Source organism: Enterococcus haemoperoxidus ATCC BAA-382 (assembly GCF_000407165.1).
Lineage (GTDB): Bacteria > Bacillota > Bacilli > Lactobacillales > Enterococcaceae > Enterococcus_L > Enterococcus_L haemoperoxidus.
This window is the reverse complement of record NZ_KE136480.1, coordinates 896,697-923,511: the sequence shown is the minus strand read 5'-3', so window position 1 is coordinate 923,511 and position 26,815 is coordinate 896,697. Positions and strand designations below refer to the sequence as shown.

Genomic DNA, 26,815 nt, shown 5'->3' with positions numbered 1-26,815 from the left:
ACCATGTCTTTAACCCAATAAAAGACATGGCTCCTAGTTTTTCTATCATTTACTATCAGTATGTTTTTGGACGCTCAATAGTTGTTCGATCTTCTCACGTTGATCATTTAAATAATTTGGAAGATACAGTGGGATTTTTTGAAAATCATGGCTTTGATTTGCATAAACTTCAGATGATAAATGACCCTCTTCTGTCGCTACCTCAAACAGTAATTGATTTGGTTCACGATAATAAAGCGACTGGAAAAACTCTCTATTTTTAATACCTGAATTGATAAAATTCCGCTGCTCTAACGCTTGGTCGACTTCTCTTAACCGTTCAATAGAATGTACCCCGAACGCAACATGATGAACGCCGCCAATCCCTGGTTCGGCAATTGGATTTATTCGATCTTGAATAATATGGACTTCTTGATAAAATCGATCATCTTGATTATCCAATATCGTCACTTGATTATCACTCGTAAAAAATGATGTTTGACCTTTCACTTGCCAGTCTAGGGTCAATAATTCTTTTTCACTAGCGTCCGCATATTGAACTCTCAACTGAATTGCATCAATGCCTAAAATAGCATGTTCAGCTGGAACAGTCTCTTGTACGTAGGGAAAATAATCTTCTATGTTCTCAAATGATCTTAGTGGCGTTAAGGCTAGTTGCGTATTATCTGGTGCCTCAAATCGAAGAATCGGTCGCCCATTAAACAGCTCGATCCCATATTGACAAATCCCCTTTTCTTCCAAATAGACTTGCCAAAAATCAAGAGATTCCACCGTTGGTACTTTTAAAACTGTTCGTTCAATCGTATTCGTTCCAAATGTCTGCTCTACACCTTCTCTGATTTCAAAAAAGGTCAGTTCTGTACCTACTCTTTGACGGTCATCTGAAAAAAATAAGTGATACATCTTATGGTCATCTTGATTGATCGTTTTTAATAGTAATTTCAATCCAAGTATATTATGATAAAAGTTAAATGTTGGCTCGATATAACGGTTTATAATCGAAATATGATGAATACGTGCAGGCATAGATTATTTTCCTTTCTATTACATAATCGGAGGTTTTTTAATGAAGTATTTTTTTCAAAAAGGAGCAGACTCAAAACAATTAATTGTGGCTTTTCACGGTACTGGTGGAAATGAATATCAGTTACTTACAACTGTTGCAAAATTGTTTCCTGCAGCAAGTTTACTAAGCTATCTAGGTTCAATTGGAACAGATAAAAATAGACGATTTTTCCCACCGTTAGAAAACGGGAAACTAAATAGAGAGGCATTTGATCAAGCGGTCTCAAGTTTTCTAACAGAAGATTGGGCAACGGTTGTTACACACGAGTATGAAGAAATCATCTTTCTCGGCTATTCAAATGGAGCCAATTTTATTTTAGGGCTTTTAGAGCAACAACCTACCATAGCAGATACAGTTATTCTACTTCATCCAAGTAACTTAATCTACCAATATACACAAGCTTCAGCTGACACAAAACTGATCTTAACAACAGGTGCCCAAGACACGCTAAGCATTGCTGGGGACGTCTTAAAACTATCTTACCAACTCGAAACAGCATTTACTTGGGTAAAACTTCTTCTTGTAGACGGTGGACATCAACTTTCTCCACAGGAACTAGACGACGTTCAAGCAACGTTAGCAGAAATAAATGACTCAACACCAACTCTTTAATTAAAAAGAAGTAGCGTATGATTTTAAAAATCATACGCTACTTCTTTTTGCTGAATCATTGTTTGATACGTATCCAGCAATAAGAAAAAGTCATCCACAAATCGATCCAATCGAAATTCAATATCGGGATTCTTGATTTCTTGGCGAATAATATCTTGATCGGTAATAAACACATAATTTGGCACTAAATTAGCTTTCATATAGCTTAGTACAGGACGGATTTGTTGCTCAGGAATCAAAAAATGTTTCTCAGACCCCGCAGTGACGATCATTCCTGCTACCTTATTTCGGAAAGCGTTAACTGGCAATATATCAAACAAATTCTTCAATGTTCCTGGCATCGATGCTTGGAAAATCGGCGTGCCAATGATCAAGCCATCTGCCTCCATGATTTTTTTCAAGGCTGCCCCAACTTCGCCTTCATGCTGAAGGTATTCCCGTCCGTCAGCGAAAGGAAATTGTATTTCTGAAAAATCAATAACATCCACAACAGCCTCTTTGCGCACTTCTTTTATTTTATTGACCGTATAATTAACAGCCACTCTTGATTTACTACCAAAAGCGGATCCGATTATTGCAACGATTTTCATAAAAATCCCACCTTATTCTTTGGTATACTTTTTAACTTCCGGCATCACTTTTGTCGCAATCAATTCAATATTTTTCTTCACTAGATCAAGCGGCACACCACCAAAATCGATTTGCGCCATAAAACGTTGATGTCCGTATAACTCGTATTGATAAAGCATCTTCTCGATAATTTCATTGACGCCTCCAACCATTAGCGTATCTCTGGTATCTTGTGATTGAGCAAAATGTTGTTTTGGATACGTTCCACCACGAATCGCTGACCAACCGGCATTTAAGAATGGATACATTTCTTTCCGCGCTTGGCTACCAGTCTCTGCAACATAAAATAAACTTGTTGTTGCAAGTGGAAATTCTTTTTCATCATACCCTGCTTCTGTTAGAGATAAACGATACGCATCCACTGCCCGCTTGAAAATCGGTGCAGGTCCTGCTAATGTCGTCAACATCATTGGAATACCATCTAATCCAGCCTTGATAGCACTATCTGCTGGACCACCCACTGCACGCCAAACAGGTAATTGGCCACGAAGCGGTTGAGGTAAAATTTCTGCATTTTGTAGCGGCGCACGAAATGCACCTTCCCAGTTCATTCGTTCATTTGGTGCCGCTTCATTCAATAATTTTAACAAGTGCATTTTTTCTTCAAACAATTCTTCATAATCTTTTAAATCAAATCCAAGAAGTTCATAAACACCCACACGTGAACCACGACCAGCCACGATTTCAGCGCGACCATTTGAAATTAAATCTAGCGTGGCATATTCTTCATACACTCGGACTGGATCGTTAGTACTTAAAACTGTCACTGAGCTAGAAATTTTAATATCTTTTGTTTGCGCTGCGATTGCCGATAAAATCACTTGGTTCGCTTGTCCGATAAAATGACTTTGATGACTTTCGCCAACACCAAACACGTCGATACCTGCTTCATCAGCAAATTTTGCCGCTTCGATAATGTCATTGATTCGTTGTTGCTCGCTGATCAGCTTCCCTGTCATTGGATTTTTAACGTGATCTCCTAATGAATATAACCCGATTTCCATGCCTTTTGAAGAATCGATTCCGAATTTTTCGTTCATTTTTTTATTCATTTTCCTACACTCCTTTTTTATTCTCTAACTATTGTTATGATTTCATCAATTTTTTACTGATTTTTGCTAATTGAAGGACTTCTTGTTTCGTTAAATTATCAAATGCGGATGCTTGCAGCTTACTTTGGGCAATAAAACAATTATCTAGTTGTTCTTGCCCTCTAGCGGTCAAGGAAATGTATTTTTCCTTCCACTCCTGTTGGCGTGTGATCCAGCCATCCGCTTCAAACTGTTTGATCATTTGCGAAACACCACCCTTGGAGATAAGTAATTTCTCTCCTAGCTCCTTTTGCGTGATTGGTTGATTTTCCTGAATCTGATGAAGCATATCGAATTTTGAAGCATTTAGGTCATATTGTTTTAGAAACTCATTGGACTGAAGATTACTCTTTTGAACAAACTGCAAGATGGACATCCAACAACTTAATTTTACTTTTTCTGTAAGTGATAGTTTTTCCATTTTTCTGAACCTCTCTTTAGTTTAGAACTAAACTGATAACGCTAGTATAATATACTTACTAAAAATAAGCAAACTATTTTTACTTTCTATCTTTAACTTGTATTACGACTAACACTAACCTTAGCTGAAGTACAGTTCTTCCCTTTGATTCTTTCTAGTATTATTAGTATAATGAGTATGTTTTTCAGAACATAACCGAAAGCAATAGAGTGGAGAGTATAGAATGATGAATAATTTTTGGGCAGAACTACCAAAGCCTTTTTTTATTTTAGCACCGATGGAAGATGTGACCGACGTTGTCTTTCGCCATGTTGTCAAAGAAGCAGGCGCACCTGATGTCTTTTTTACTGAATTTACGAATTCGGATAGTTATTGCCACCCAGATGGTAAGGAGAGCGTGCGTGGACGTCTCATTTTTACCGAAGATGAACAGCCGATGGTCGCTCATATTTGGGGTGACAAACCTGAGTTCTTTAGAGAGATGAGCCTTGGATTAGCCGAAATGGGTTTTAAAGGTGTCGACATCAATATGGGGTGTCCTGTCCCTAATGTAGCCGGACGCGGAAAAGGGAGCGGTCTTATTTTACGACCAGAAGTAGCAGCTGAACTGATTGAAGCAGCCAAAGCTGGTGGATTACCTGTTAGTGTAAAAACACGGATCGGCTATGCGGAAATTGCTGAAATGGAGGATTGGATCACACACCTATTAAAGCAGGATATTGCCAATCTTTCTGTTCACTTACGGACACGGAATGAAATGAGTAAAGTCGATGCCCATTGGGACTTGATTCCTCAAATCATGGAAATCCGTGATCGCATTGCGCCACAAACACTGATTACAATCAATGGTGATATTCCTGATCGTCGAACAGGATTAAAGCTGGCAGAACAATATGGTGTAGATGGCATTATGATCGGCCGCGGAATTTTTAAGAATCCATATGCGTTTGAAAAAGAACCAAAAGAGCATTCGCCGAAAGAGTTGCTTGGATTATTAGAGATGCAACTTGATTTACAGGATCATTATGCAGAAATGGTTCCACGCTCGATCGTTGGTTTGCACCGTTTCTTTAAGATTTATGTGAAGGGATTTCCTGGCGCTAGTGATTTGCGTGTTAAATTGATGGGGACGAAATCGACGGATGAAGTTCGTGAGATTTTGGGGGCATTTTACATGGATGACTCAAGTGATTCGTTGCCCGAGCAACTAGAGAATTAATTCTTGTTATGATGAAAGTTCATACACTTTTCAGAAATGGAGAGTGTTTTTTTATCTACATAGATTGATTCAAAAAAGCTTATCAAAAGACTTTAAGGACTTTTGATAAGCATAGAATTAAACAAATATAGAGTAAGAATAAGTTGGTCCAAAGTTCAATCATAATACTTGATTTAATTTTTACGATTCTCTTTATCAGGCATACTTAGCTAACTTGCTCTATTTAATTTTGATCGCTTCAAATAAATTTTTTCCTTGCATTGTACTTATTTAACAATTCAAAATAATCGACGGCTCAATAAAGAACTATATTTCTTTTAAAAATGAATGATCATTTCTTATGTATTTTAAAGTTCCCTCTTTTCCTTACTATGTTTTTCTAGTATCTTTCGTTCTATATTTTCTACCAAAAAATCAAATTCTGATACCCTATTAATATAAACTTGTTCTACTTGCTTGTCAGCAAAGACTATATTTGTATCTGTAATTATAAGATCTGGATTTAAATCTAATCGATCTACACACTTTACTTTACTCCCAAAAAAGCAGCTGATTTTTTGTTTTAGCAAATTACTCATAGTAATATCTGCATCTTGAACAAAAATTTTAATAGACTGGGATTCTGAATTTTTCAACTCAACAAACAATGCGTAAATGGAAAAATATATGTAATCAATCAAAGCTGTTTCTGTGATATATTTAGGAATCTGTTTAAAAAATTCACTATAATGTGTTTTTTTTAACTGCTGAAAAATCCTTATTGTTTTTTCTCGTATTGTTTTTTCAAATTGATCCATGTTCGTATATACTCTTTCATCATAAACATAATCAAACTTTTTTGAGTCGATAAAGCAAGTTTTTACAATCAGATGATATAAATCGATCTCTTGCCTGACTCTTAAATATAAATATCTATCAGTCGATTCATCAAAAAAAGCATTTATAATTTTTTTGACAAAAATATTACTATGTTCTATGAAAGAAAAGTGCTCTTTTGAAAAAAACATTTCATACTGCTCTACTTCTAAAGGGTCGTTAAAAATTTTTTCCTTATAAAGAATAAACAATGTTGCACTTGCTTCAGACCAAATTTGTTCATTCGTTTTATTTTTACTTTTTGAGAAATAATCAAATAGCGTTTTTAAATTAGGAGAGTTTATCCTTTTTTTTGAGAGTTCTATTAATTTTTTATTATTCGTAAAATTTCGTTGTTTGGATCGAACAATACTAATATACGTAATTAAACTAATATGATACTGTTGAATCACACTTTTGTTTTCCCATTCAACAATTCTTTGAGAAAAGTAATCATTTAATTCGTGAAACTCTTGTGGCCTAAATAACCATGTGTTTGACGCTTTAGAAAAAAATTGAAAATAAAAATTTCTTATCCGTAATTCCTCTCCGATAATTCTATTTTCCCTGGATAGATTTAATCCACACTCTTGAAGAATTTTTTTTAATTTTTTTCTACGCCTTGAAAAAGTTGGCTGACTTATATACTCTGTCTCACAAAATTTGCTAACATCAATTTTTTCATAAAGAAATATTTGTTCAATGATTTTGTACATTATTGATTGTAGTAGGTACTTACGTCCTATCGCATTTATATCTATATTCGTAGCGTAAACATTTTTAATTATGTTATTCGTGTAGTTAACTTTAAACACATCTTCATCCAGCTCTTGTTCAAATTGCTTAACTATCATTGAAACCGTTCTTGACACTAAACCCGTTTCATTTACAATATCTTTAATGCTTACTTCTTGTTTACTATTGTTAATCATGCTAAGTATTTTCATTTTTCTATCATAAATATCATCTAAAAATAATCTCATTTTCTAGTCACCTTCTTTATTATATCCATTTTCCAAACACACTATACTAAATATACACATTAGATTTTTAAACGAATTTCTTTTTTTTCACTCTAAGAATACTTTATTGAAAAACTTATTTATCATGATACAACATTTCTTTATTTAAAAATCCTTTTTTTTTAAAATTTTTTCTAAAAAAAATAATAATCTCTCTATACAACTTATCTCAACAAGGAATCTAAGCTATTCGATTTTAAAACTGACAAAAAAACCTTCAAGTAATTGAAGGCTTTTTATTTTCCTCATTCATTTTGATGCATTTATCTGAAATAGTATATTATTCGTTTGATTGAATAACTACTTTTTATTCTAACAACTGTGCTCTTTATCCATTCCTCACATGACTATGCAATTTCAAATACGCTTTCCATAACCATGGATGAACTACCTGAATGTCATGATTTAATAGATAGTCGATATAACAATAGGCAGCCTCTTCTAAAGAATTATCTAAAGCCGTCATAAGTTGAGTAAGATGTTGAAATATTAATCTCATAATACCATTTTACAGGTGTTCTCGCTGCCATTTTTATACTATATAAAAGATATATTCTTTCAAAAAGAAGAGAGTACAAACTCTATCAGTACCTCTTAAAAATCATATTTGGCTTCTTTTTGTTGAATCATTATTTGATACATATCCAGCAATAAGAACAAGTCATCCACAAATTGATCCCATCGAAATTCGATATCAGGATTTTTGATTTCTTGATAAAGTGCGAGAGATTTTAGGGACGTTTTATAAAGTGAAACCAAATGAGCCTTTATCAGAATAATACGGTTATATAGTTGTTTTAAGCGCATCTAGAAATAGAGCGCTTTTTCTTTTTTACTACCGAGATTTAGTAAGTACGAAAAAAACAGTATAAAAAAAGCACCCACTTTTTGTAGGTACTTCATATAAGATATCCCACTGTTTTGTTATCAAGGTATCCTAACAACTTAGTCAGCTTTATAATAGACATACTCTGCTCGAACTGATGTCGCGGTATTTTGCGTACCCACCGCAACAATTTTATCCCTGCTTATATCTCCCTCTATTATATCGCCCATTACACCTTTGGGCAAAAATGATACATAGATTACTGCACCAGGGAGATTACTTCTTAAAGAAATAAATCCTTGATTTTCTTCAAGTCCTAATTGCTGTTCATAGGACTTAACTTTGTTACTATCGCCCATATATGATACTAAATTAGGTGTTCCATCTGCTGAGTTTAGATTGGGAATATCTACGTTTAGCCCTGTTATTTCTCCTGCTTGCTTCTGGTTAGAAATGTCTGTAAAACTCATTGTAGCGTTTTCCACAAAAATTGTATTCCCTAATCCATTTACCCAAGTTCCATTGAGGCTTGTGAAATCACCTTGTTGAATTTGAGAAAGGTCCATCGATTCAATGACTTCGTTTGTTTGCTCTTCTCCTGCTTGTTCCTGTGATGCATCTGTTTCTTTTGTCTCCTGAACTATGCTAGATTGCGTAGTTGTTCGTTCTGTGGTTTCTGTGGTTTCTTTAATACTAGTAGTCAACTCTGTAGTTTCTCTACTGCTAGATGATGTTGTAGCCGTATCCACGCTTGATTTACCGGAATTATTACACCCTACTAGCACCCCCAGAAATACCAGGCTCAAACCTAACAAAATAGTTCTCTTCATTTTTTCCACACCAAACCCTCCAAGTCTTTTGTATATCGTTATAAGTCTCATAGTAATATACATTATGAGTTCCGTCTACATTGACCGAAAGAAAACAGGTATGGCTTTGCGAGAAATGGGCAAAGGTATGCCTGTTTTCATGCAAATTTTTAATGCGTCCCAAATTCAATAGAAGGATACCATTTCTTCTTTAAATACATATTTAAAAACAACACGATCGCCGCTCCCATTAACACATCACTAGCAAAGTGAGCCCCCATAATGACACGACTTAGCATCACACAGATGATCCATATACCAGAAATAAGAGATAGCAGCGTCTCTCTCCCTTTTAATCTTTCTAGCCATAACGGTAACCAAGTGATCCAAATGATGGTAGCACTATTGGCCGAATGTCCCGAAGGAAAAGACATAAAATCATCATTCATGGTAAATCCGTTTATCACATACCAAGGCGTAAACTCGGCTGCTGGATCGAGCATTGAGCGGAAACGTTGCCGTCCCCACAGCATTTTGACTAACGTCACGATGAGGATCGGAGCAAGGGAAATCACAACACCTGCTTTGGCTATTCGCCGAACCACTTCAAAATCAGCAGGTTGAATGTTAAACCCAATTAAAGGGAAGATAATCACGCAACAAATTCCTAATAACCCCATAGCAAAAGTTGGTAATTTTAAATAATGCGTAATTAAAAAGCTTGCCATAAAGGTATCAAACAAAAATAGAGTTCCTAATAGAATAGTGCCAACAGACCATTTTTTCCCACTTGTTCTGATCATTCCAACTGTACTAAAACAACCAATCAATGCGATAATCACTTCTCCAAACGATTCAAAGAACCAACCAAACGTGCTCTTTGGATTGTAAAGCATTTCAGAAATCTGTAAATCAGTAAAAGTAAAGATAAGTAGTAAACAAGCAACGAAACCAAAAAAGATTTTTGTTTGTTTTTTCATCTTCTATCTCCTATTTTTCTTAATAAATTCACTAATATCTTGCATGCAATCTTCTGCCTGTGGATAATTTCCTACGTGATCAATGTATGCATGCCCCATACCTTTGTATAAAGTAAAAGTCGTATCCACTCCTAAATCAACCAATTTTTTAGCATATGCTAAACTTTCAAAGGTTAAGAAATCATGCTCTCCTGAAGTGATCATCGTTGTTGGCATTTTTTCACTGACTGACATATAGGGTGTTAAGTATTTATTTAAAATATCTTTTGTCCCTAAAATATCGGATAAACTGGTCGTCATTTCACCAAAAATCTCAATACCGGGACGAATAACATTGGCTTGTTTCGCGTAAATCGCTACATCCTGATCAATATCAAATTCAGTATATTGATCCTTAATCCCACCCATGTTAAGCGTCGGATAAAGTAAAATTTGACCACAGACATCGTCACGATTTTCTTCAATATTTCGGTTACTACAATAGGCTGTTAAGTTCCCACCAGCGCTATCTCCCGCGACGAAAATACTCCGTTTATCAGCTTCCCATTCTTCCACATGGTCGGCTAACCACCTTAAGCCAGTGTAACAATCCGTATGCCCAATTGGGAAAGGATTTTCAGGTGCTAAACGATAATCGATACTGACCGCAATCATATTGGTTTGACTAACAAATAACCTCAAGGCTTCTCTCACAACATCCGTACTGCCAGCAAAGAAACCACCGCCATGAATAAAATAGAGAACAGGTGAATGAGTCATCGGTTTTTCCGATTGAAAACGAGTCATGGGAATATCAAAACCATCTTCCGCTTTAATCGTAAAAGTCATTTCTTTAATGTCTGCTTCAACCATTGGTGTTGAATCTACGCTATTAAACATTTTTCGCAAACGTTTGATCGATTTTGGACTACCATCCATTTTCAGCATACTTTTGGGGATAAATTTCATCAGTAGACTCATTTTTTTAGCCCCTTTATACACCCGTGGATCCATCGCACCATCAATATCGCAATCTGGAATTGGTTTTACGATGACCGACACATCACGACGTATTTCTGTATATTGCTTATTTTTAATCGCTTCTACTAATTTTAGATCGTATTCCCGTGCCATTATGATTCCTCCCAAAAGTGAAATGATTAATTTTCTTCTAATTCTTCAAGTAAATGATACAAAGCTCCCAACAATCCAGCTTCATTTCTAAAATGACAAGGAACAATTTCTACTGGCGTCAACATCGTCTCTAACACTGGAGCAGAGGCAAGTAATTGTTGATATTGTTGCTTTATTTCTTCCACAAGAATTGGTTGTGCGCTGATACCGCCACCAATAGCGATTCGTTGTAAATCAACGACTGATTGAACATTCATGATGACAATGACCACATTGCGACAGAATTCTTCAAATAATGGATAAATCAATTCATTTTTCTTTTCTAATTCTTCGAATACTTTTTTACCATCTAAAGGGTCTTCTAACTTCAATAAGTTTGACGCTTGTCGAATGAAATTTACTGCCGAACCTTTCGCTCCCGCCACAGTCTTTAAACTGATTGGAGCATCGGTTGAAAGGAGCATGAAGCTTAATTCCCCTGCTTGGAAATGGCTACCCGAGTGAAGTGATTTATTTAAAACAAGACCGCCGCCAATGCCTGTACCAAGCGTCATCACACCGCCATTTTCGATGTCTTTTAATTGTCCTAACCACAATTCAGCAAGTGCAGCTGATTTGCCATCGTTCATTATGGCACATCGCAGGTTCATATAAGATTCAATAAATTCTTTCAAACGGAATTGATGTAAGTAAACCAACGCTCCACCATGATAGACAACTCCTTCTTTTGAATCGATTTTACCTGGACAGCTAACAGCTACCGCTTTAACTTGTCCTTTGTATTGATCAAGAATACCAGTTAAACAGCTTTTGAACTCTTCAATATTCTTTGGTGTCTCTTCTTTTTTCACAAAAATAATTTGGCCACTACGATTAATTAAGGCATGCTTAATGTAGGTGCCTCCAATATCAATACTTAAAAAATGAGTGGTTAATTCAGTCATTCGGGTTTCCTCCTATTATCTCTTGAAAAGATTTTAACAGCGCTTTCAATTGTATTCTACTCATTTCAGAGAGAAATAATAGTATAATTTTATGATTAATGGTATTTTTATATCAAAGGAGCTGAAAACGATGATAGCGCTTATAAAATTTTTGAATCATCTATCCGATATCGCTATTTTTTCTTATATTGTTGTGGATAAAACAAATGGACAGATCAGCCACCAGAAGAATCTTACGAATCATCAGTTGACAGCTAAACAAATTCAACGAATAATCACGCAAACAAGTGTCATTCATAATTATTATTTCAAAGAGCAGAAATTGCTGCTATTCGCTTACGATACCGACGAGTTAAATCAATTGGTTTGTCTATTCATTGATGATGAAGTCGGCAATTTCATTTCTCACAACGACCGGTTATTGAAGATTTCTGAAACCATTCATCTATTTATGAAGGAAAAAGAATTCACAGCTAAAGAAGTTCAGTCTCTCAATCAAAACATTCTCTACCTAAGAGAAACGATCATTGAAAAAGTGCTAAGTGAGCAAATCGAACAACAACTGTATCATCACGATTTCGAAAGCGAAGAGGCTATGTTTATCGAAGTCATGAACGGTAATGAAGAAGGATTAAAAAGATACTATTACGCTTTTCAAAAAAATAGCCAGACAGGCATACTTTCAACTGAATCAGAATTGAGAAATCAAAAAAACATCTTAATTGTAGCCGTAGCGGTTTCCACAAGATATGCGATTAAAGGCGGCGTTCCGTATGAACGAGCGTATACTTTAAGCGACAACTTGATTCAAGACATTGAACGAAAAAATCACTTTCATGGAGCCCAACCGCCCGTATTAGAAATACTCCTATTATTTTGTAAAGAGGTACGTAAATACAACTATATCAAGTACTCTACCACTGTCAAAAAAACATGTGAGTTCATCCATAAAAATATCTACTCGAATTTATCTGTCCCGATGATTGCGGCTTACACCAATTACTCTGTCCCTCATTTATCTAAATTGTTTAAAAAAGAAGTCGGGCTTTCTATCAATCAATATGTGATGAAGCAGAAAATAGAAGAAAGTAAACGACTATTGGAATTTAAACAGTACGATTTAAATATGATCAGTTCCTTGCTTCACTTTAATGATGCGAGTTATTTTATCAAAGTATTCAAAAAATATGAACATATGACTCCAAAGAGCTATTGGCATGAAAAAAATTAAAGAGGTGCAATTATGGTTTTTGAGCATGAATTTATTGAATATACACACGAATTGATCCCCGTCAATTGGATTATTCATGGCGCGGATCATTCAGCAGGAACGGTGTTACCTCATTGGCATACTTCTTTTGAAATCTCCTACACTTATTCTGGAAAAATCGAAAACTATACGATCAATAATGTGACATATCAAACAGAACCTGGCACCATTTTATTCATTAATTCAGCAGAGGTTCACGGTGCTGTTTCCAGTTATTGCGCTGATCTAGAAGCATTGACGATCCAGATTCCTTATGAGTTTTTAAGTAAGCTGATTTCTAACTTTGAGTATATGCGTTTTGATCATCTACCTTCAGGAAAACTTGCACAACTCAATCAATTACGGGAAGTTCTCAGTCAATTTTATCATCTGGTCAGACGGGAACCGGAAGCGTTTTTAGAGCTGCAATTGATCCGTTTAACTTACGAATTAATCTATTTAATGGCAAAAGATTGGATGCACCGCGAAAAAATGCCGATCAATTCTAATGTCTATCAGCAACATTTAGGTCAAATACAGCCAATCATCTCTTTCATTCAAAAAAATTATCAGCAAGAATTATCTGTCGGGAGCCTAGCTGATCATTTTCACGTATCGACAAATTACTTAAGTAAACTTTTTAAGAAAAGTCTTGGATTAAGTGTTATGAAATACGTCCAGTTGGTTCGAATCAATCGAGGACAAGAACTATTACTTCATAGTGACAAACCAATTCATGTGATTTCTGATATCGTTGGGTTCCCCAATGAGAAATCATTCAGAAGAACCTTCGAAGATGTTTTTCATCAAACACCAAAAAAATATCAATTGGACTATCGAAAAAAACAAAATGGCAGAAAATGACCTTTTTTCCGATAGCTTCCGCCCTTTTTAATGAGTAAATTCGTGATATCCTTTCCTTGTAATCGATTACAATAACCTTTCGGAGGAGCTATCATGAATAAAAACAGCTTTTTATTTAAACCGTAGGATGACATAAAGACAAGATCAAGGATTGAACCTGATTCCCAGATTAAAAGTCTCGTGCGCTACCGTTTACGCTCTTAGCTATGATTATCAAGAGAAACATTAGATAGACGATTATTTTTGTGTGAATAGTCTAACTTTTTTAACCCTCTCGTAGACAAGCGGGAATGGTTTACAAGATTTCAGATTTTTAGAAAAGTGAAATTTGATGTCCGAATTCAAAATACCGATCAATTTTATTTTTTATTCTTTGAGACATAGATTTTACAGTTCCAACTTCAATTTTCATTTCTTTAGCAGCTTCCCCATAGGTCATGCCAACAGTATGAATATAATAAAATAAGTCTTCTTTTCTTTTGCTAAAAATTGAAAAAATCTCTCTTACTTGAACCCATTGATCTTTTTTCTTTCACTATAAACTTCCTGTAACTGAAACAAAGTCTAAAAAAACAGTGGATGATTTTGCAAAATTTATGGATATTTAGAAGAGTTACATTTTTTATGCATTCAATAAACTTAAAATGATAAAAAAAAGGCACCCTCTCTTAATGAGAAAGCGCCTTGAAATGTTGATATATAAAGATATATTAACGTTTAGAGAACTGTGAAGCTTTACGAGCTTTTTTAAGACCTGGTTGTGTGTCAGAGATTTTGACAGAGTTGAAAAATCCTTTAGTAGAAATGGATTGAGTAATATTTTAATAGGTACAGTTTTAATGGATTTCAGCACATTTTAAAACTCTCGTACCTCAAGACGTACCCAAAAATACACGTGAATCAGAACAAGACTATTTTTATAATCATGCCTCATCCTCGTTGAAAATACATTTAGACAGTCTCTTTTCTTAATTTCAAAGTAATACCGATAAGAACACTAACCACAGCAATATAACAAACAATACTCATCACAGAAAATCCAAAAGTAATTTCTGTACTTGGTAGCGGGGAATACGCAGTTCCTCCAATAACTATATTAGGAAAGTTCATAAGATTTGTCAGACTGTACTTACTTGAAGTGATATTAAAGTTTGAAATAAAAACAAATGAAATCAGCAAAAATATATTGATTATAAGATTTCCAGTGAATAACGAGACGAAATAACTAACCAGGGAAAAGAAAATAACCAATATAGAAAAAAGAAAAACACATTGGAAAATGAACGTTGTAATCGAAATTATCTCAACATTTCCAGTCTCAGTAATTTTTGATACTGGATAATTAAAATTACCAATTCCATTCTTTAATGCCGAGACAACAAAAGAAATAGCTAAGCTAATATAAATCAACAATAATGCGCTAAATATTGTTCCTACAATTTTTACTAACAATTTTTTTGAAGTAGCGAGTGGGGAAACATTGAAAAAATCAATCGTTTTTCTTCTTTTTTCAAATGTTGAAAAATTGGCAATGATAATAAAAGATACAAATAAAAAATACATATAGGGCAGTAAATCAGAAAATACATAATATAGATAGTTCATCGCTGGAATTTTATTAAGCGAATAATCAACTTGTTCAATTTTATGGGAAATCAAATAATCAAGTTCACTAACCTTTTTTTCCTGCTCTATTTGGGGAGCAGCCACTACAGATCCTTCTTTCATTGAGTTTAGTAAAGCAACCTCTAATTTATATTCTACTTGTAACAGCTTTTCGTTATCGTTGTTTTTTAATGCACCTAAGGCTTCTTCAAAATAACTATTTTCTTGCTTTGCTTCAGCAATAACTTTACGGGCTGTGGGATCATTTTTTGTTTGTTCTAAAAATACCTTATTGTTTTGTAATCGCTGTTCGTACTGACTATTTTTAAAAGACTGATCACCATTCATAAAAAAAATAGGAGCAATCAAGATTATTAATAATAACAAAAACAGTAAATAGAGGCTTTTTTCCCTAACAATTTTTATAATTTCAAATTTAATCATTCTATAAAAGACCTCCTTTTTCAAAAATTTGTTTATACAACAAATTTAGATTACCTAAATTTTCAGTATCATAAACAATCTTTTTCTCATTCATAAAAACGACTCTTGAACAAATTTGTTCTATATTGTACAAATCATGTGAAGAAATCAAAATAATCTTCCCTTCTGTTTGAATTTCCTTCATGACCTTAATCATTATAGAGACGCTAGAAGGGTCAAGTCCATTTAAGGGTTCATCAAAAATAAGAACGGGACAATCACTGACCAAATACATTGCAATAATAAGATGTTGCTTCATGCCTAAAGAAAGATTCTTTATGCGTTTTTTCGCATACTCTCTCATTTTTAATTTATCAATGATTGTTTCGACAGAGATGTCACTCTTCCATACCTCCTTCACATAAAAAAGATGTTCATTAACTGTCAAATTTTGGTACAAACTTTCAGCGCTCTCAAAATAAAAGAATTGTTTTAAATAATTCACTCTTTCTTTAGTAACTTTAAAATTATTAATCGTTATACTCCCTCTACTATGGTTAATAAGGGTTGCAATTGATCTAAAAAGCGTTGTTTTTCCTGTACCATTAGGTGCAATGACACCAACCACTTCGTTTTTTAAAACCTCTAAGTTCAGTCCAGAAATAATTTCATTTTTCGATAGTTCAACAGATAAATTTTCTATTTTTAACATAACTTCCTCCTTCCTTAAAACAGAGATAAAACAACTACCCAAACAGCTACATGAAGAAAACTTAAAAAAATGTTGCAAAGAAAAAATAGAGTTTCATTCAAAAAAATATCTTTAAAATCATTTTTGCCAAAAAGCTATTTATAAAAACATTATATATGTTATACTTTACATAATAACATATATGATGAAAAATCTTAAACTATTTTTAAGGAGGAAAAAAAATGAAAAAAAAGGTAAATGCATTGGCAATATCAGCTATGTACGGCGGGGTATTCTTATTTGGATTATGTAGTCAGACAGAAGTACATGCTTCTACAGAAATACCTAACAAACTCTCATCATTGGAAAAAAACTATTCTAGTCCAGAGGAAGCTATGAACGATTTTAAAATCCCTAAATCACAAGGTCCAATTTCAAGAGCTTGGGTTGAAACAGTTCCAAACATTGCAGATCAAGATCGTTATGGGAGTAATACTTGGAGCGGTCTGTATAATGTTCAGTATAGAACTATAAGAGTTCCTAACAACTATAACCGGACTTATAATGAACGAAAACCATCAAGATGGTGGCCTATTAACAATAGAACATACTATTGGCAATTTTTCTACAGAGTCTGGTAATACTTTAAATTTAGAAAGTTTAAAAAAATTCAATAATGAAAGACAATGGCTAAAAGCAAGTTGCTTCTAGCCCACTCATTCGTAGTCGCAAAGAATGCAAAAGAAAACCACTCTATTCACCATAGAGTGGTTTTTGTGCTTCATTGATAAAAATATAGTATCGTTTTGCACAATCATCATACCAAAGATAAGATTAAAAATCAAATTTAGTATCACTTGAGTATTTTTTATTGCAATGATTTCAGCATAGCTAAAATATTTTCTAACTTTTCAAGATTATGTTTTATTTACACTCACATTGAATCTAGGTGACCGAAAAAGTGAAAGTTATGCCTTACAGTGGAAGCACATTGATTTAAAAGAAGGGACAATTCTTCTTGTTCAGAGTAAAGACAAAATCGGAAATTTAACTGCTACAAAAGGACGAAAAAATACTAAATTCCATTTACCAACTTCACTGATTGAGCTTTTAACAAGGTGGAAAAAAGAGCAAGCAAAAGAATTATTAAAAGTTTGTATTAAGCAAACTTCTGACCAATTTCTTTTTACTTATACAGATAGAAAAGGCAATATCAACGTTCCTGTTCACATTGATTATCTCAATTATCGTATCAATTCCGTGAAGCGTAGACATCAACATTTAGCTCATGCGACACCTCACAAGTTGCGACATACCTTTAGTACCTTAGCATATGAAGGTGGGGCTTCAACGGAACAAATTTCAAGAGCTTTAACACATTCAGATACCAAAACAACAGAGGTTTATGTGAATACGCCAAATATTGTTGATTTATCTACTTATGAGAAATTTGAACAGCGATTGCAACAAGCCAATGTACAAATTAAATAACAGGTCTAAGATAGCACACTTCACACCTTTCGCTTACGAGAATAATTGATTTGAAAAAGTCGTACCCATTTTCGTACCCAAAGGCATAAAAAAAGACACTCTCCAAAATTTGGAAAGTGCCTTGAGACGTTGATATATAAGCAATATTAACGCTTAGAGAATTGTGAAGCTTTACGGGCTTTTTTAAGACCTGGTTTTTTACGTTCTACCATACGAGCATCACGAGTAAGAAGTCCAGCGCGTTTTAAAGCAGCACGGAAATCAGGATCTACTTCTAATAATGCACGAGCGATTCCGTGACGGATCGCACCTGATTGACCAGAGTAACCTCCACCATTAACGTTTACCATTACATCATAAGCGCCTTTAGTTTCAGTTACGCCAAATGGTTGGTTGATAACTTCACGCAAGTCAGCGTGTGGAATATATTCTTCAACATCTTTTTTGTTTACAGTAATTTTACCAGTACCAGGTACTAAACGTACGCGGGCAACTGCATTTTTACGACGGCCAGTGCCGATATATTGTACTTGAGCCAATGAATTTCCCTCCTTAAATTAGGTTAGTAATATCTAATACTTCTGGTTGTTGTGCAGCATGTGGATGCTCAGCTCCACCGTATACGTTTAACTTAGTAAATTGTTTACGGCCTAAAGTGTTTTTAGGAAGCATACCTTTTACAGAAGTTTCGATTAAACGACGAGAGTTTTTATCGCGTAATTCACCAGCAGTAACAGATTTCAACCCACCTGGGTATTGGCTGTGACGGTAGTAAATTTTATCACTTGCTTTGTTACCAGTTAATTTGATTTTATCAGCATTAATTACAATTACGAAATCTCCAGTATCCACATGTGGTGTGAATGTTGGTTTATTTTTTCCACGTAAGATAGAAGCAACTACAGTTGAAAGACGTCCCATTGGGATATCTGTTGCATCTACTACATACCATTTACGTTCTACTTCGCCAGATTTGGCCATATATGTTGTACGCACGATTCTTTCCTCCAATTTTCTATTCGATGTTTGACATTCACTTGAGTTTCCGGGGCTCATTGTGGGGCAAACAATACCATTTAATATGATACCTTCTATCACTAGTAAAGTCAATGAATTTCTAAGGTTTTCCACTATTTTTCTTCTAATTTTTTACGATTAAAAAATTTTACTTCTAATTTCAAAATGGAAAATACCTAAATATGCGTAATGTATATTACGCGCCTTTTAAAAACTAAAATGTATATTATTCCTAAAATATTTAATTTTATGTATATTTATTTATAAAAAGTGTTGATTTTTGCATTTTCAAGTGATATGATGAGAACAATCAAAAAAGACAATTAGAAAATAAGGAGTGTTACTCATGAAAGAAAAAGTTGTTTTAGCCTATTCTGGAGGACTAGATACCTCTGTTGCTGTCAAATGGTTAGTGGATGAAGGCTATGATGTTATCGCTTGCTGTTTAGATGTTGGTGAAAAGAAAGATTTGGATTTTATCAAAAATAAGGCATTAGAAGTTGGTGCTTCTGCTTCTTATACGATTGATGCTAAGGAAGAATTTGCACAGGAATTCGCTTTGATTGCATTACAAGGTCATACCTTTTATGAACAATCTTACCCACTAGTATCGGCTTTATCCCGCCCGCTGATTGCTAAGAAATTAGTAGAATTAGCTCACGAAACTGGCGCAACCACAATCGCTCATGGCTGTACAGGAAAAGGGAATGATCAAGTCCGTTTTGAAGTCGCGATCAACGCCCTTGCACCTGAGTTAAATGTGATTGCACCAGTTCGTGAATGGAAATGGTCACGTGAAGAAGAAATCAATTATGCCAAAGAAAAAGGTGTACCTGTCCCTGCGGACTTGGACAATCCTTATTCTGTCGACCAAAACCTTTGGGGCCGTGCCAATGAATGTGGCATTTTAGAAGATCCTTGGGCAACACCTCCTGAAGGTGCATATGAGCTAACTGCTAGCTTAGAAAATGCGCCTGATGAAGCTGATATTATCGAATTAACTTTTGTTGAAGGCGTTCCTACAGCAATCAACGGAAAAGAAATGCTGTTATCCGATTTAATTTTAGACTTGAATGATTTAGCTGGTAAACACGGCATTGGTCGGATCGATCATGTGGAAAATCGTTTGGTTGGGATCAAATCACGTGAAGTCTATGAGTGTCCAGCAGCGATCACACTAATGACTGCGCATAAAGAGTTGGAGGACTTGACCTTTGTTCGTGAAGTAGCCCATTTCAAACCAATTATTGAAAATCAATTATCACAAATCATTTATGACGGATTATGGTTCAACCCATTAACTGATGCCTTGATTGCTTTCTTAAAATCTACCCAAAAATACGTAAATGGCACAGTACGGGTCAAACTATTCAAAGGACATGCAATCGTTGAAGGTCGTAAGTCTGAAAACAGTTTATACAACGAAAACTTAGCGACTTATACTTCTGCCGATACCTTTGACCAAGACGCTGCTGTCGGATTTATCAAACTATGGGGGCTTCCAACCAAAGTCAACGCAGAAGTCCAAGCATCGCTACACAAAAAATAATCACTGATACGCTTATTTTTTCTAGGTTGAATCTATACGTGAGTTAACTTTTACAGTGTTGTAAATAAGGTTATCCGATTCACCTATTTTAAATGACTTATCCGAGGAGAATTTCTTTTTGGTCTGCGGATCGAAATAAGGGAATCGATACGTCTTCATTTTAGTCTCAAGAAATCAGAACAAACGGTTGGTACAGAAACCACTACTTCTTATTTTCTCGGAGTAAAACACTTCTGTCCAACTTTCTTTCTTATCATAATGAATAATAATACATAAATGAGGTGTACAGCATGGAAAAATTATGGGGTGGACGTTTTGAAGGAAAAAGTGAAGCATGGATCGATGCGTTCGGCGCTTCGATTCCTTTTGATCAAAAATTAGCCAAACAAGATATTATCGGGAGCTTAGCTCATGTAAAAATGTTAGCTAAGACAGGGATTTTAACGGCAGATGAAGCCGAACAAATCAGTTCAGGACTTACGACGATTCAAGAAAAACTGTTTGCCAGTGAACTGACATTCAGTATAGAAAATGAAGATATCCATTTAAATATTGAAAAACTGCTCCATGATGAAATCGGTCCAGTTGCAGGAAAATTGCATACAGGCCGCAGTAGAAATGATCAAGTCGCTACAGACATGCATCTTTATTTAAAAGAAATCGTTCAAGAAGTCATTAGCAAGATCCACTTATTCCGCCAAGTTTTAGTCCACAAAGCCGAAGACAATATTGAGACCATTATGCCTGGCTACACCCATTTACAACATGCACAACCGATTTCGTTTGCTCACCATATGATGGCTTATTACGGTATGTTGACACGTGATCAAGAACGTTTTTCTGAAAGTCTGAAGCGAATCGATATTTCCCCCTTAGGCTGTGCAGCACTTGCCGGCACGACTTTTCCAATCGATCGTGCTTATTCAGCTGAATTACTAGGTTTTTCTTCCATTTACGAAAATAGTCTAGACGGCGTAAGTGATCGGGATTTCATTTTAGAATTCCTTAGCAATAGTTCCATTCTAATGATGCATCTTTCCAGATTTTGCGAAGAACTCATTTTATGGTGCAGTCATGAGTTTCAATTTGTTGAACTAACAGATACTTTTTCTACAGGCAGCTCGATCATGCCACAAAAAAAGAATCCAGATATGGCAGAATTGATTCGGGGAAAGTCAGGTCGCGTATATGGCAATTTATTCAGCCTTCTAACGGTTTTAAAAGGATTACCGCTAGCTTATAACAAAGACCTGCAAGAAGACAAAGAGGGCATGTTTGATACGTCTCATACAGTTTTAACTAGTTTAGAGATCATGGCTGGCATGGTAGCGACGATGAAACTGAATCAAGAGATCATGGAACAATCCACTGAAAAAGATTTTTCAAATGCAACAGAACTAGCAGATTATCTAGCAAGCAAAGGAATGCCCTTTAGACAAGCTCATGAAGTTGTTGGAAAATTAGTTTTAGATTGTACAAAACAAGGCATTTATTTACAAGATGTTCCATTAGAACAATACCAAAAAATTACACCTTTGATCCAATCTGATATCTACCAAACCCTATCGTCAAAAACCGCCATTGAGCGTCGACATTCGTATGGCGGAACTGGGTTCGATCAAGTCAAATCCGCAATTGAACGCAGTAAGCGCAAATTAGAAAGCGAAGAAAACTAAAAAATCTTCTGAAAGATAGTATGCTATCTTTCAGAAGATTTAACTTTTTTGATTAACGAGTTTTTGCACGTGAATCTGCATCAATACCAGGTGCTTTACCTAATTTTGCTTGCAACATCCAAATATTTTTCTCGATATCTGTTTTGTTTGCAATAAAAATATCTTGTGTAGAATCGTCGCCTTCTTCACCAGACACTTCAATTCCTTTTTGGTATAAGTCAGCTAAATAACGGTAGCCTTCAACTAATTTTTCCATACGCTCAGGAATTGTACGTTCATATGTGCCGATTTCATCTGAAATACCAGTATGATCAGCAAATTCTTGTAATGTTGAGTATGGAGCGCCATCTAATGTGATCAAGCGTTCAGAAATAACATCTAATTGATCATTGATTTGGTCCATGTATTCGTCCATTTTAGGGTGTAATGTCAAGAATTCTGGGCCACGCATATACCAGTGAGTTTGGTGGATTACCACTGAAAACTGGCTTAGATCTGCAACTAGTTGGTTCAATACTTCTTTAGTTTGTTCAAATTTCATTATACATCATCCTCCTAAATTTTTATCTATATACAATTGTAGTACGAAATCATGGAAAAGTACACTAAAATCTTCATTTTTATATCATTTCTCATTTAATAATAATTATAAACTAACTCCTTAGTCACTATCAGGTATCGTTATAGTATCCAATGAGTTGATAATTTCTTTGGCAACCTCATTCAATGCTTCCTCTAATTCTTTATTCATCGTATCTATATCTTTTGAACCTGAAATGAATGCCATAAACAAATTAGATACTGCTTTTTTTTGATTATCTGGCACAAACCATTTCCCTTTTTCTTTCTCCAAGTGCAATGTCATTTTAACTGGGTCTGTTTTGATTTTGATTGCTTTGACACGTTCTTCTAAGATAGAAAAAGTTGCTTCTAGTGTTTTTTGTTCGTCCTTCGCTATTTCCGGATCAGCCAAGGTGTCTTTCACTAGCTGCCTCGTCATTTCCTGCATTGCACTTACAAGATCAAGTCCAGTAACATAATAAGTGATTGTTGCTCCGCTTTTTGTTTCATCTATTTGAACGATTTTATAAGTTGTTTTTTGTCTTGCTTGCTGTAAAAGTTCGTTGGTCAACTGATCTGCCTCTTTTTTTGGAACTTTTGCTCCTGTAGAGGATAATCCTTTGGCAAAATTTTCTTCGAAAGTTTTGCTATTTTCATCTAGCTCTTTACCGACTTGCTCACCATCGCGAAATTCTTTAGCAAATTTATTTTCTTCTTTTTGATAAACCAAACGATCGACAAACAACGCACCCGCATCCTCCGCCGAGATCCCTTTAGATCCACAACTTGTCAGAAAAACTCCTGCTAAAAGCAAAGAGATAATCCATAACTTTTTCATTTCCTTTCCTCCGTTCTCTTACTACTAGTAAAGCAAGTTCAGCCTTATTTGTCAAAAAAATTTATTCTAAATCTGCTCTTAGTTTAGCTAACTGATGATAACTGGCAGATAATTGCTGTTGCGTTGTTATAAACAAAGGATAAACCTGTTGGTAAATTTGATTATTTTTAAAATCTGGCTCGATTGTTTTATAAATTTCTACTTGTTCACTAGCTGTATTTAAATCTGCAATTTTCCCTATACTTTGCCAGCCTAATAAAACAGCACCTAACGCCGAAGCTTCAACACTTTCTGTTAATGAAAGGCGCTGACCTAAAACATCTGCCATCACCTTTTTAAAGACTTCTGAATCAGCAAAACCACCTGTAGCGCGAATTTCTTTCACTGCTCCGCCCAAGTCTTCCAATTCGGTCAAAATCCGCTTCAGGTTCAAACAAATCCCCTCAACAACTGCACGCATCATCAACTTACTATCGTGGTTTCGCTTCAATCCAACAAAACTGCCAGTTGCTTCTGCATTCCATAAAGGTGCGCGCTCTCCTAACAAATACGGCTGAAACAATAATCCTTTAGCACCAACAGGCGTTTCTTTTACAAGATTCATCACAGCATTATATGGATTTTTTTCAGCCGAACGAGCTTCACTCTGAACTTCCGTCAATAAGTTTTCACAAGCCCAATCAAAAATCCCAGCACCATTACTCGTTGCTCCTCCAATCACCCAATGCGTCTCATCTAGCACGCAGCAAAAAGTCTCCGCTTGCGGATGGACTTGAGGTTGATCCACGATATACCTTAAAGCACCACTCGTACCAACAGTCAGTGTAGCCGTTCCTTTTGTCACAGCGCCTAAACCTAAATTAGATAATGGACCATCCGCTCCTCCTAACACAAAAATCGTTTCAGCCGGCAAACCCAGATGCTCTACCCACTTATCTTTTAAATCAGATACTTGATAAGTAGGGGGTACTAGAAACGGCAACTGCTCCACAGAAATACCCATCTCTTCCAAAGCAAGCTGATCCCAAGTCAAGTCATAGATATTCAAAAATCCCGTCCCCGAAGCAGTACTGATATCTATAATATATCGATCAAATAACTGGTAAAAAATATACTCTTTCATTCCAATAAACTTGTCTGCTTGCTCATAAATATCAGGAAATTCTTCTTTTAGCCAACGAATTTTATGAAACGGCGTCATCGGATGCATTGGCAATCCTGTATTTTGATAAATAGTTTTTCCAAGAGCAGTATCTCTTAGTTCTTCTGCATATTTTTCCGCACGATTATCAGCCCACGTAATGACTCTTGTCACAGGCTGATTATTTTTATCCATGACAATCAACCCATGCATCGCAGTAGAAAAAGATATCACCGAAATGTCTAAGGGTCGCACTTTAGTCACTACTTGTTCGATACATGTCACCACTGCTTGGAAAATCTGATCTACATCTTGTTCTGCCATTCCTTCTACTTCTTGAATAAGTGGATAACGAATATAAGCAGATGCTTGAACTACTCCATCTTCCCTAAAAGCAACAGCCTTTGTTTGCGTCGTTCCAATATCTACACCAATTGCTATTTTTTCCATATTCTCGCCTCAATTCTCACTTTCATTATTCCGAATAAAAAAAGAATTGTCTAGTTAAAAAGCCATTTATTTGCGTATTTTTTTATGAAAGGAGTTTTTATATGCTGATTATTTATTTTATCCTTGGGTGTGTAGTCGGTTCATTTCTTTGTTTAGTCGCAGAACGTGTGCCGATTAACCGATCAATATTTTTCCCAGCCTCACGCTGTTCATTTTGCCAGACTAAATTAAAGAACTTTGAGTTGATCCCGATCATTTCTATTTTATTTCTACAATTTCGCTGTCGTCATTGTAAACAACAGTTGTCTTGTCTTTATCTCTTTAGTGAGGGAATCTGTGGGTTATTATTTGTCTATAATTTCTCTGAAGGAGTCTCTAGTTTCACTATTTATCGTTTGCTTTTTTTGCTGATGGCATTTTCTCTCTCGCTAACTGACATTTACTACTTTGTTGTTGACCCGAAACTTTTTTATAGCTTTTCCCTGTTTCTATGTATTAACCATTTATATTTAGCTCAAATCTTTCATTGGCAATTGGGTTTACTTACTTTTATGAGCCTCTCACTCCTAAATCGATTAGACACATTCTGTTTAGGCGGTGGAGATGTTTTACTCATTAGTATTTGGGGAACTTTATTAGGTCTCCATTCACAATTACTCATGCTTTGTATTGCCAGCAGCAGCGGACTGATTTTTTATATTTTCTCGAACTATGTACTAAAGAAAGAAATTTACGAGATTCCATTTGTCCCTTTTCTTAGTTTTGGTTTGTTTTTTGTGTGGATTATGTAAACTATTTCATAAAGACTTGTCCTTCCTTGATTACTACAAAGTAAATGCGTCATCAAAATTTGATGACGCATTTTAAACTATTTTTAGTCTATCCCCAACATACGGCTCCCCATAATACACAAACCCAGCCTGCTTTTACTTCGTTTTTCTCTTGTTTTGTCATTTTTTTCATAGTCGTTCCTCCTTCTTTATTTAGCCCCAACATACCGCTCCCCATAATACGCAAACCCAGCCTGCTTTTACTTCGTTTTTCTCTTGTTTTGTCATTTTTTTCATAGTCGTTCCTCCTTCTTTATTTAGCCCCAGCATACGGCTCCCCATAATACACAAACCCAGCCTGCTTTTACTTCATTCTTCTCTTGTTTTGTCATTTTTTTCATAGTCGTTCCTCCTTCTTTATTTAACCCCAGCATACGGCTCCCCATAATACGCAAACCCAGCCCGCTTTTACTTCATTCTTCTCTTGTTTTGTCATTTTTTTCATAGTCGTTCCTCCTTCTTTATTTAGCCCCAGCATACGGCTCCCCATAATACGCAAACCCAGCCCGCTTTTACTTCATTCTTCTCTTGTTTTGTCATTTTTTTCATAGTCGTTCCTCCTTCTTTATTTAACCCCAGCATACGGCTCCCCATAATACACAAACCCAGCCTGCTTTTACTTCATTCTTCTCTTGTTTTGTCATTTTTTTCATGGTTATTCCTCCTTTTTTATTTAACCCCAGCATACGGCTCCCCATAATACGCAAACCCAGCCTGCTTTTACTTCGTTTTTTTCTTTCATCGTTAATTTTTTCATATTCATTCTCTCCTCTGGTATAGTTATTTTTTATATTTCCAATTCTTTTCACAATAGTATTAAAGTTTTTTTTCTTTGGTTAGTT

The 26,815-nt window shown here is 35.3% G+C and carries 24 protein-coding genes and 1 pseudogene; 9 read left to right on the top strand and 16 right to left on the bottom strand.

Annotation, left to right across the window (positions count from 1 at the left end; translation table 11 throughout):
* Nucleotides 1-45: 45 nt before the first annotated feature.
* The gene (locus I583_RS14910; RefSeq protein ID WP_010762242.1) at nucleotides 46-1,026 is read right to left on the bottom strand and encodes a VOC family protein; all 981 of its coding nucleotides are present in this window, start codon (nucleotides 1,024-1,026) and stop codon (nucleotides 46-48) included.
* A gap of 40 nt (nucleotides 1,027-1,066) precedes the next feature.
* Between I583_RS14910 and I583_RS14905 the strand changes: the two genes are divergently transcribed.
* On the top strand, nucleotides 1,067-1,678 hold the full coding sequence (locus I583_RS14905) for an alpha/beta hydrolase (RefSeq protein WP_010762241.1): 612 nt from the start codon (nucleotides 1,067-1,069) through the stop codon (nucleotides 1,676-1,678).
* Nucleotides 1,679-1,701: 23 nt separating this feature from the next.
* Here the strand turns inward: I583_RS14905 and I583_RS14900 are convergent, their stop codons facing one another.
* The 3 genes from I583_RS14900 to I583_RS14890 are packed head-to-tail and all read right to left on the bottom strand — an operon-like array spanning nucleotide 1,702 to nucleotide 3,820.
* Complete coding sequence (locus I583_RS14900; RefSeq protein ID WP_010762240.1) at nucleotides 1,702-2,268, bottom strand: NADPH-dependent FMN reductase; 567 nt, start codon at nucleotides 2,266-2,268, stop codon at nucleotides 1,702-1,704.
* Between the two features lie 12 nt (nucleotides 2,269-2,280).
* Entirely contained in the window at nucleotides 2,281-3,360 is a 1,080-nt protein-coding gene (locus I583_RS14895; RefSeq protein WP_010762239.1) for an LLM class flavin-dependent oxidoreductase, read from the bottom strand.
* Between the two features lie 34 nt (nucleotides 3,361-3,394).
* Nucleotides 3,395-3,820: a MarR family winged helix-turn-helix transcriptional regulator gene (locus I583_RS14890; protein WP_010762238.1), complete on the bottom strand. Its 426-nt coding sequence runs from the start codon at nucleotides 3,818-3,820 to the stop codon at nucleotides 3,395-3,397.
* Between the two features lie 223 nt (nucleotides 3,821-4,043).
* Between I583_RS14890 and I583_RS14885 the strand changes: the two genes are divergently transcribed.
* Entirely contained in the window at nucleotides 4,044-5,039 is a 996-nt protein-coding gene (locus tag I583_RS14885) for a tRNA dihydrouridine synthase (RefSeq protein WP_010762237.1), read from the top strand.
* A 347-nt stretch (nucleotides 5,040-5,386) separates the two neighbouring features.
* Here the strand turns inward: I583_RS14885 and I583_RS14880 are convergent, their stop codons facing one another.
* From I583_RS14880 to I583_RS14850, 5 genes are all read right to left on the bottom strand, one after another.
* On the bottom strand, nucleotides 5,387-6,877 hold the full coding sequence (locus I583_RS14880) for a helix-turn-helix domain-containing protein (protein WP_010762236.1): 1,491 nt from the start codon (nucleotides 6,875-6,877) through the stop codon (nucleotides 5,387-5,389).
* A gap of 984 nt (nucleotides 6,878-7,861) precedes the next feature.
* A complete protein-coding gene (locus I583_RS16935) occupies nucleotides 7,862-8,572 on the bottom strand; it encodes a DUF6287 domain-containing protein (protein WP_244264888.1) in 711 nt (236 codons plus the stop codon).
* Nucleotides 8,573-8,721: 149 nt separating this feature from the next.
* Nucleotides 8,722-9,531 carry a phosphatase PAP2 family protein gene (locus I583_RS14860; RefSeq protein WP_010762234.1) on the bottom strand — a complete coding sequence of 270 codons (810 nt, stop codon included), beginning with the start codon at nucleotides 9,529-9,531 and terminating at the stop codon, nucleotides 8,722-8,724.
* Nucleotides 9,532-9,534: 3 nt separating this feature from the next.
* Nucleotides 9,535-10,644: an alpha/beta hydrolase gene (locus I583_RS14855; RefSeq protein ID WP_010762233.1), complete on the bottom strand. Its 1,110-nt coding sequence runs from the start codon at nucleotides 10,642-10,644 to the stop codon at nucleotides 9,535-9,537.
* 26 nt (nucleotides 10,645-10,670) lie between these two features.
* On the bottom strand, nucleotides 10,671-11,588 hold the full coding sequence (locus I583_RS14850; RefSeq protein WP_010762232.1) for an ROK family protein: 918 nt from the start codon (nucleotides 11,586-11,588) through the stop codon (nucleotides 10,671-10,673).
* Nucleotides 11,589-11,718: 130 nt separating this feature from the next.
* On the opposite strand from I583_RS14850, the gene I583_RS14845 reads away from it, so the two are divergent.
* Complete coding sequence (locus I583_RS14845; protein ID WP_010762231.1) at nucleotides 11,719-12,819, top strand: helix-turn-helix domain-containing protein; 1,101 nt, start codon at nucleotides 11,719-11,721, stop codon at nucleotides 12,817-12,819.
* 12 nt (nucleotides 12,820-12,831) lie between these two features.
* Nucleotides 12,832-13,701: an AraC family transcriptional regulator gene (locus tag I583_RS14840; protein ID WP_010762230.1), complete on the top strand. Its 870-nt coding sequence runs from the start codon at nucleotides 12,832-12,834 to the stop codon at nucleotides 13,699-13,701.
* A 951-nt stretch (nucleotides 13,702-14,652) separates the two neighbouring features.
* Here the strand turns inward: I583_RS14840 and I583_RS14830 are convergent.
* Both I583_RS14830 and I583_RS14825 read right to left on the bottom strand, forming a co-directional pair.
* Complete coding sequence (locus I583_RS14830; protein WP_010762229.1) at nucleotides 14,653-15,750, bottom strand: ABC transporter permease; 1,098 nt, start codon at nucleotides 15,748-15,750, stop codon at nucleotides 14,653-14,655.
* 1 nt (nucleotide 15,751) lies between these two features.
* Nucleotides 15,752-16,441, bottom strand: a complete 690-nt coding sequence (locus I583_RS14825; protein WP_010762228.1) for an ABC transporter ATP-binding protein — start codon at nucleotides 16,439-16,441, stop codon at nucleotides 15,752-15,754.
* Between the two features lie 221 nt (nucleotides 16,442-16,662).
* Here I583_RS14825 and I583_RS16345 point away from each other — a divergent pair, with 221 nt between their 5' ends.
* Entirely contained in the window at nucleotides 16,663-17,061 is a 399-nt protein-coding gene (locus I583_RS16345; RefSeq protein ID WP_010762227.1) for a hypothetical protein, read from the top strand.
* Between the two features lie 283 nt (nucleotides 17,062-17,344).
* Nucleotides 17,345-17,911, top strand: a pseudogene (locus I583_RS14815) (tyrosine-type recombinase/integrase); the annotation flags it as partial.
* 146 nt (nucleotides 17,912-18,057) lie between these two features.
* Here I583_RS14815 and rpsI read toward each other — a convergent pair.
* Both rpsI and rplM read right to left on the bottom strand, forming a co-directional pair.
* Nucleotides 18,058-18,450, bottom strand: a complete 393-nt coding sequence (rpsI, locus tag I583_RS14810; protein ID WP_010762225.1) for a 30S ribosomal protein S9 — start codon at nucleotides 18,448-18,450, stop codon at nucleotides 18,058-18,060.
* Nucleotides 18,451-18,463: 13 nt separating this feature from the next.
* On the bottom strand, nucleotides 18,464-18,910 hold the full coding sequence (gene rplM / locus I583_RS14805; RefSeq protein ID WP_303393681.1) for a 50S ribosomal protein L13: 447 nt from the start codon (nucleotides 18,908-18,910) through the stop codon (nucleotides 18,464-18,466).
* A gap of 364 nt (nucleotides 18,911-19,274) precedes the next feature.
* Here rplM and I583_RS14800 point away from each other — a divergent pair, with 364 nt between their 5' ends.
* Nucleotides 19,275-20,477 (top strand): argininosuccinate synthase, encoded by a 1,203-nt coding sequence (locus I583_RS14800; RefSeq protein WP_010762223.1) that lies wholly within the window; start codon nucleotides 19,275-19,277, stop codon nucleotides 20,475-20,477.
* Nucleotides 20,478-20,767: 290 nt separating this feature from the next.
* Nucleotides 20,768-22,153, top strand: a complete 1,386-nt coding sequence (gene argH / locus I583_RS14795; protein ID WP_010762222.1) for an argininosuccinate lyase — start codon at nucleotides 20,768-20,770, stop codon at nucleotides 22,151-22,153.
* Nucleotides 22,154-22,205: 52 nt separating this feature from the next.
* Here the strand turns inward: argH and I583_RS14790 are convergent, their stop codons facing one another.
* The 3 genes from I583_RS14790 to I583_RS14780 all read right to left on the bottom strand — a co-directional run bounded on the left by I583_RS14790 (nucleotide 22,206) and on the right by I583_RS14780 (nucleotide 25,143).
* Entirely contained in the window at nucleotides 22,206-22,694 is a 489-nt protein-coding gene (locus I583_RS14790) for a Dps family protein (RefSeq protein WP_010762221.1), read from the bottom strand.
* A gap of 120 nt (nucleotides 22,695-22,814) precedes the next feature.
* Nucleotides 22,815-23,552, bottom strand: coding sequence for a DUF5105 domain-containing protein (locus tag I583_RS14785; RefSeq protein WP_010762220.1), 738 nt, complete (start codon nucleotides 23,550-23,552; stop codon nucleotides 22,815-22,817).
* 61 nt (nucleotides 23,553-23,613) lie between these two features.
* Complete coding sequence (locus I583_RS14780) at nucleotides 23,614-25,143, bottom strand: gluconokinase (protein ID WP_010762219.1); 1,530 nt, start codon at nucleotides 25,141-25,143, stop codon at nucleotides 23,614-23,616.
* Between the two features lie 101 nt (nucleotides 25,144-25,244).
* Here I583_RS14780 and I583_RS16595 point away from each other — a divergent pair, with 101 nt between their 5' ends.
* Complete coding sequence (locus I583_RS16595; RefSeq protein ID WP_010762218.1) at nucleotides 25,245-25,934, top strand: prepilin peptidase; 690 nt, start codon at nucleotides 25,245-25,247, stop codon at nucleotides 25,932-25,934.
* Nucleotides 25,935-26,815 lie beyond the last annotated feature (881 nt).

Coding starts and splice junctions, on each gene's coding strand:
- I583_RS14910 (WP_010762242.1), bottom strand. CDS start 1,026: ATGCCTGCACGTATTCATCATATTTCGATTATAAACCGTTATATCGAG.
- I583_RS14905 (WP_010762241.1), top strand. CDS start 1,067: ATGAAGTATTTTTTTCAAAAAGGAGCAGACTCAAAACAATTAATTGTG.
- I583_RS14900 (WP_010762240.1), bottom strand. CDS start 2,268: ATGAAAATCGTTGCAATAATCGGATCCGCTTTTGGTAGTAAATCAAGA.
- I583_RS14895 (WP_010762239.1), bottom strand. CDS start 3,360: ATGAATAAAAAAATGAACGAAAAATTCGGAATCGATTCTTCAAAAGGC.
- I583_RS14890 (WP_010762238.1), bottom strand. CDS start 3,820: ATGGAAAAACTATCACTTACAGAAAAAGTAAAATTAAGTTGTTGGATG.
- I583_RS14885 (WP_010762237.1), top strand. CDS start 4,044: ATGATGAATAATTTTTGGGCAGAACTACCAAAGCCTTTTTTTATTTTA.
- I583_RS14880 (WP_010762236.1), bottom strand. CDS start 6,877: ATGAGATTATTTTTAGATGATATTTATGATAGAAAAATGAAAATACTT.
- I583_RS16935 (WP_244264888.1), bottom strand. CDS start 8,572: ATGAAGAGAACTATTTTGTTAGGTTTGAGCCTGGTATTTCTGGGGGTG.
- I583_RS14860 (WP_010762234.1), bottom strand. CDS start 9,531: ATGAAAAAACAAACAAAAATCTTTTTTGGTTTCGTTGCTTGTTTACTA.
- I583_RS14855 (WP_010762233.1), bottom strand. CDS start 10,644: ATGGCACGGGAATACGATCTAAAATTAGTAGAAGCGATTAAAAATAAG.
- I583_RS14850 (WP_010762232.1), bottom strand. CDS start 11,588: ATGACTGAATTAACCACTCATTTTTTAAGTATTGATATTGGAGGCACC.
- I583_RS14845 (WP_010762231.1), top strand. CDS start 11,719: ATGATAGCGCTTATAAAATTTTTGAATCATCTATCCGATATCGCTATT.
- I583_RS14840 (WP_010762230.1), top strand. CDS start 12,832: ATGGTTTTTGAGCATGAATTTATTGAATATACACACGAATTGATCCCC.
- I583_RS14830 (WP_010762229.1), bottom strand. CDS start 15,750: ATGATTAAATTTGAAATTATAAAAATTGTTAGGGAAAAAAGCCTCTAT.
- I583_RS14825 (WP_010762228.1), bottom strand. CDS start 16,441: ATGTTAAAAATAGAAAATTTATCTGTTGAACTATCGAAAAATGAAATT.
- I583_RS16345 (WP_010762227.1), top strand. CDS start 16,663: ATGAAAAAAAAGGTAAATGCATTGGCAATATCAGCTATGTACGGCGGG.
- I583_RS14800 (WP_010762223.1), top strand. CDS start 19,275: ATGAAAGAAAAAGTTGTTTTAGCCTATTCTGGAGGACTAGATACCTCT.
- argH (WP_010762222.1), top strand. CDS start 20,768: ATGGAAAAATTATGGGGTGGACGTTTTGAAGGAAAAAGTGAAGCATGG.
- I583_RS14790 (WP_010762221.1), bottom strand. CDS start 22,694: ATGAAATTTGAACAAACTAAAGAAGTATTGAACCAACTAGTTGCAGAT.
- I583_RS14785 (WP_010762220.1), bottom strand. CDS start 23,552: ATGAAAAAGTTATGGATTATCTCTTTGCTTTTAGCAGGAGTTTTTCTG.
- I583_RS14780 (WP_010762219.1), bottom strand. CDS start 25,143: ATGGAAAAAATAGCAATTGGTGTAGATATTGGAACGACGCAAACAAAG.
- I583_RS16595 (WP_010762218.1), top strand. CDS start 25,245: ATGCTGATTATTTATTTTATCCTTGGGTGTGTAGTCGGTTCATTTCTT.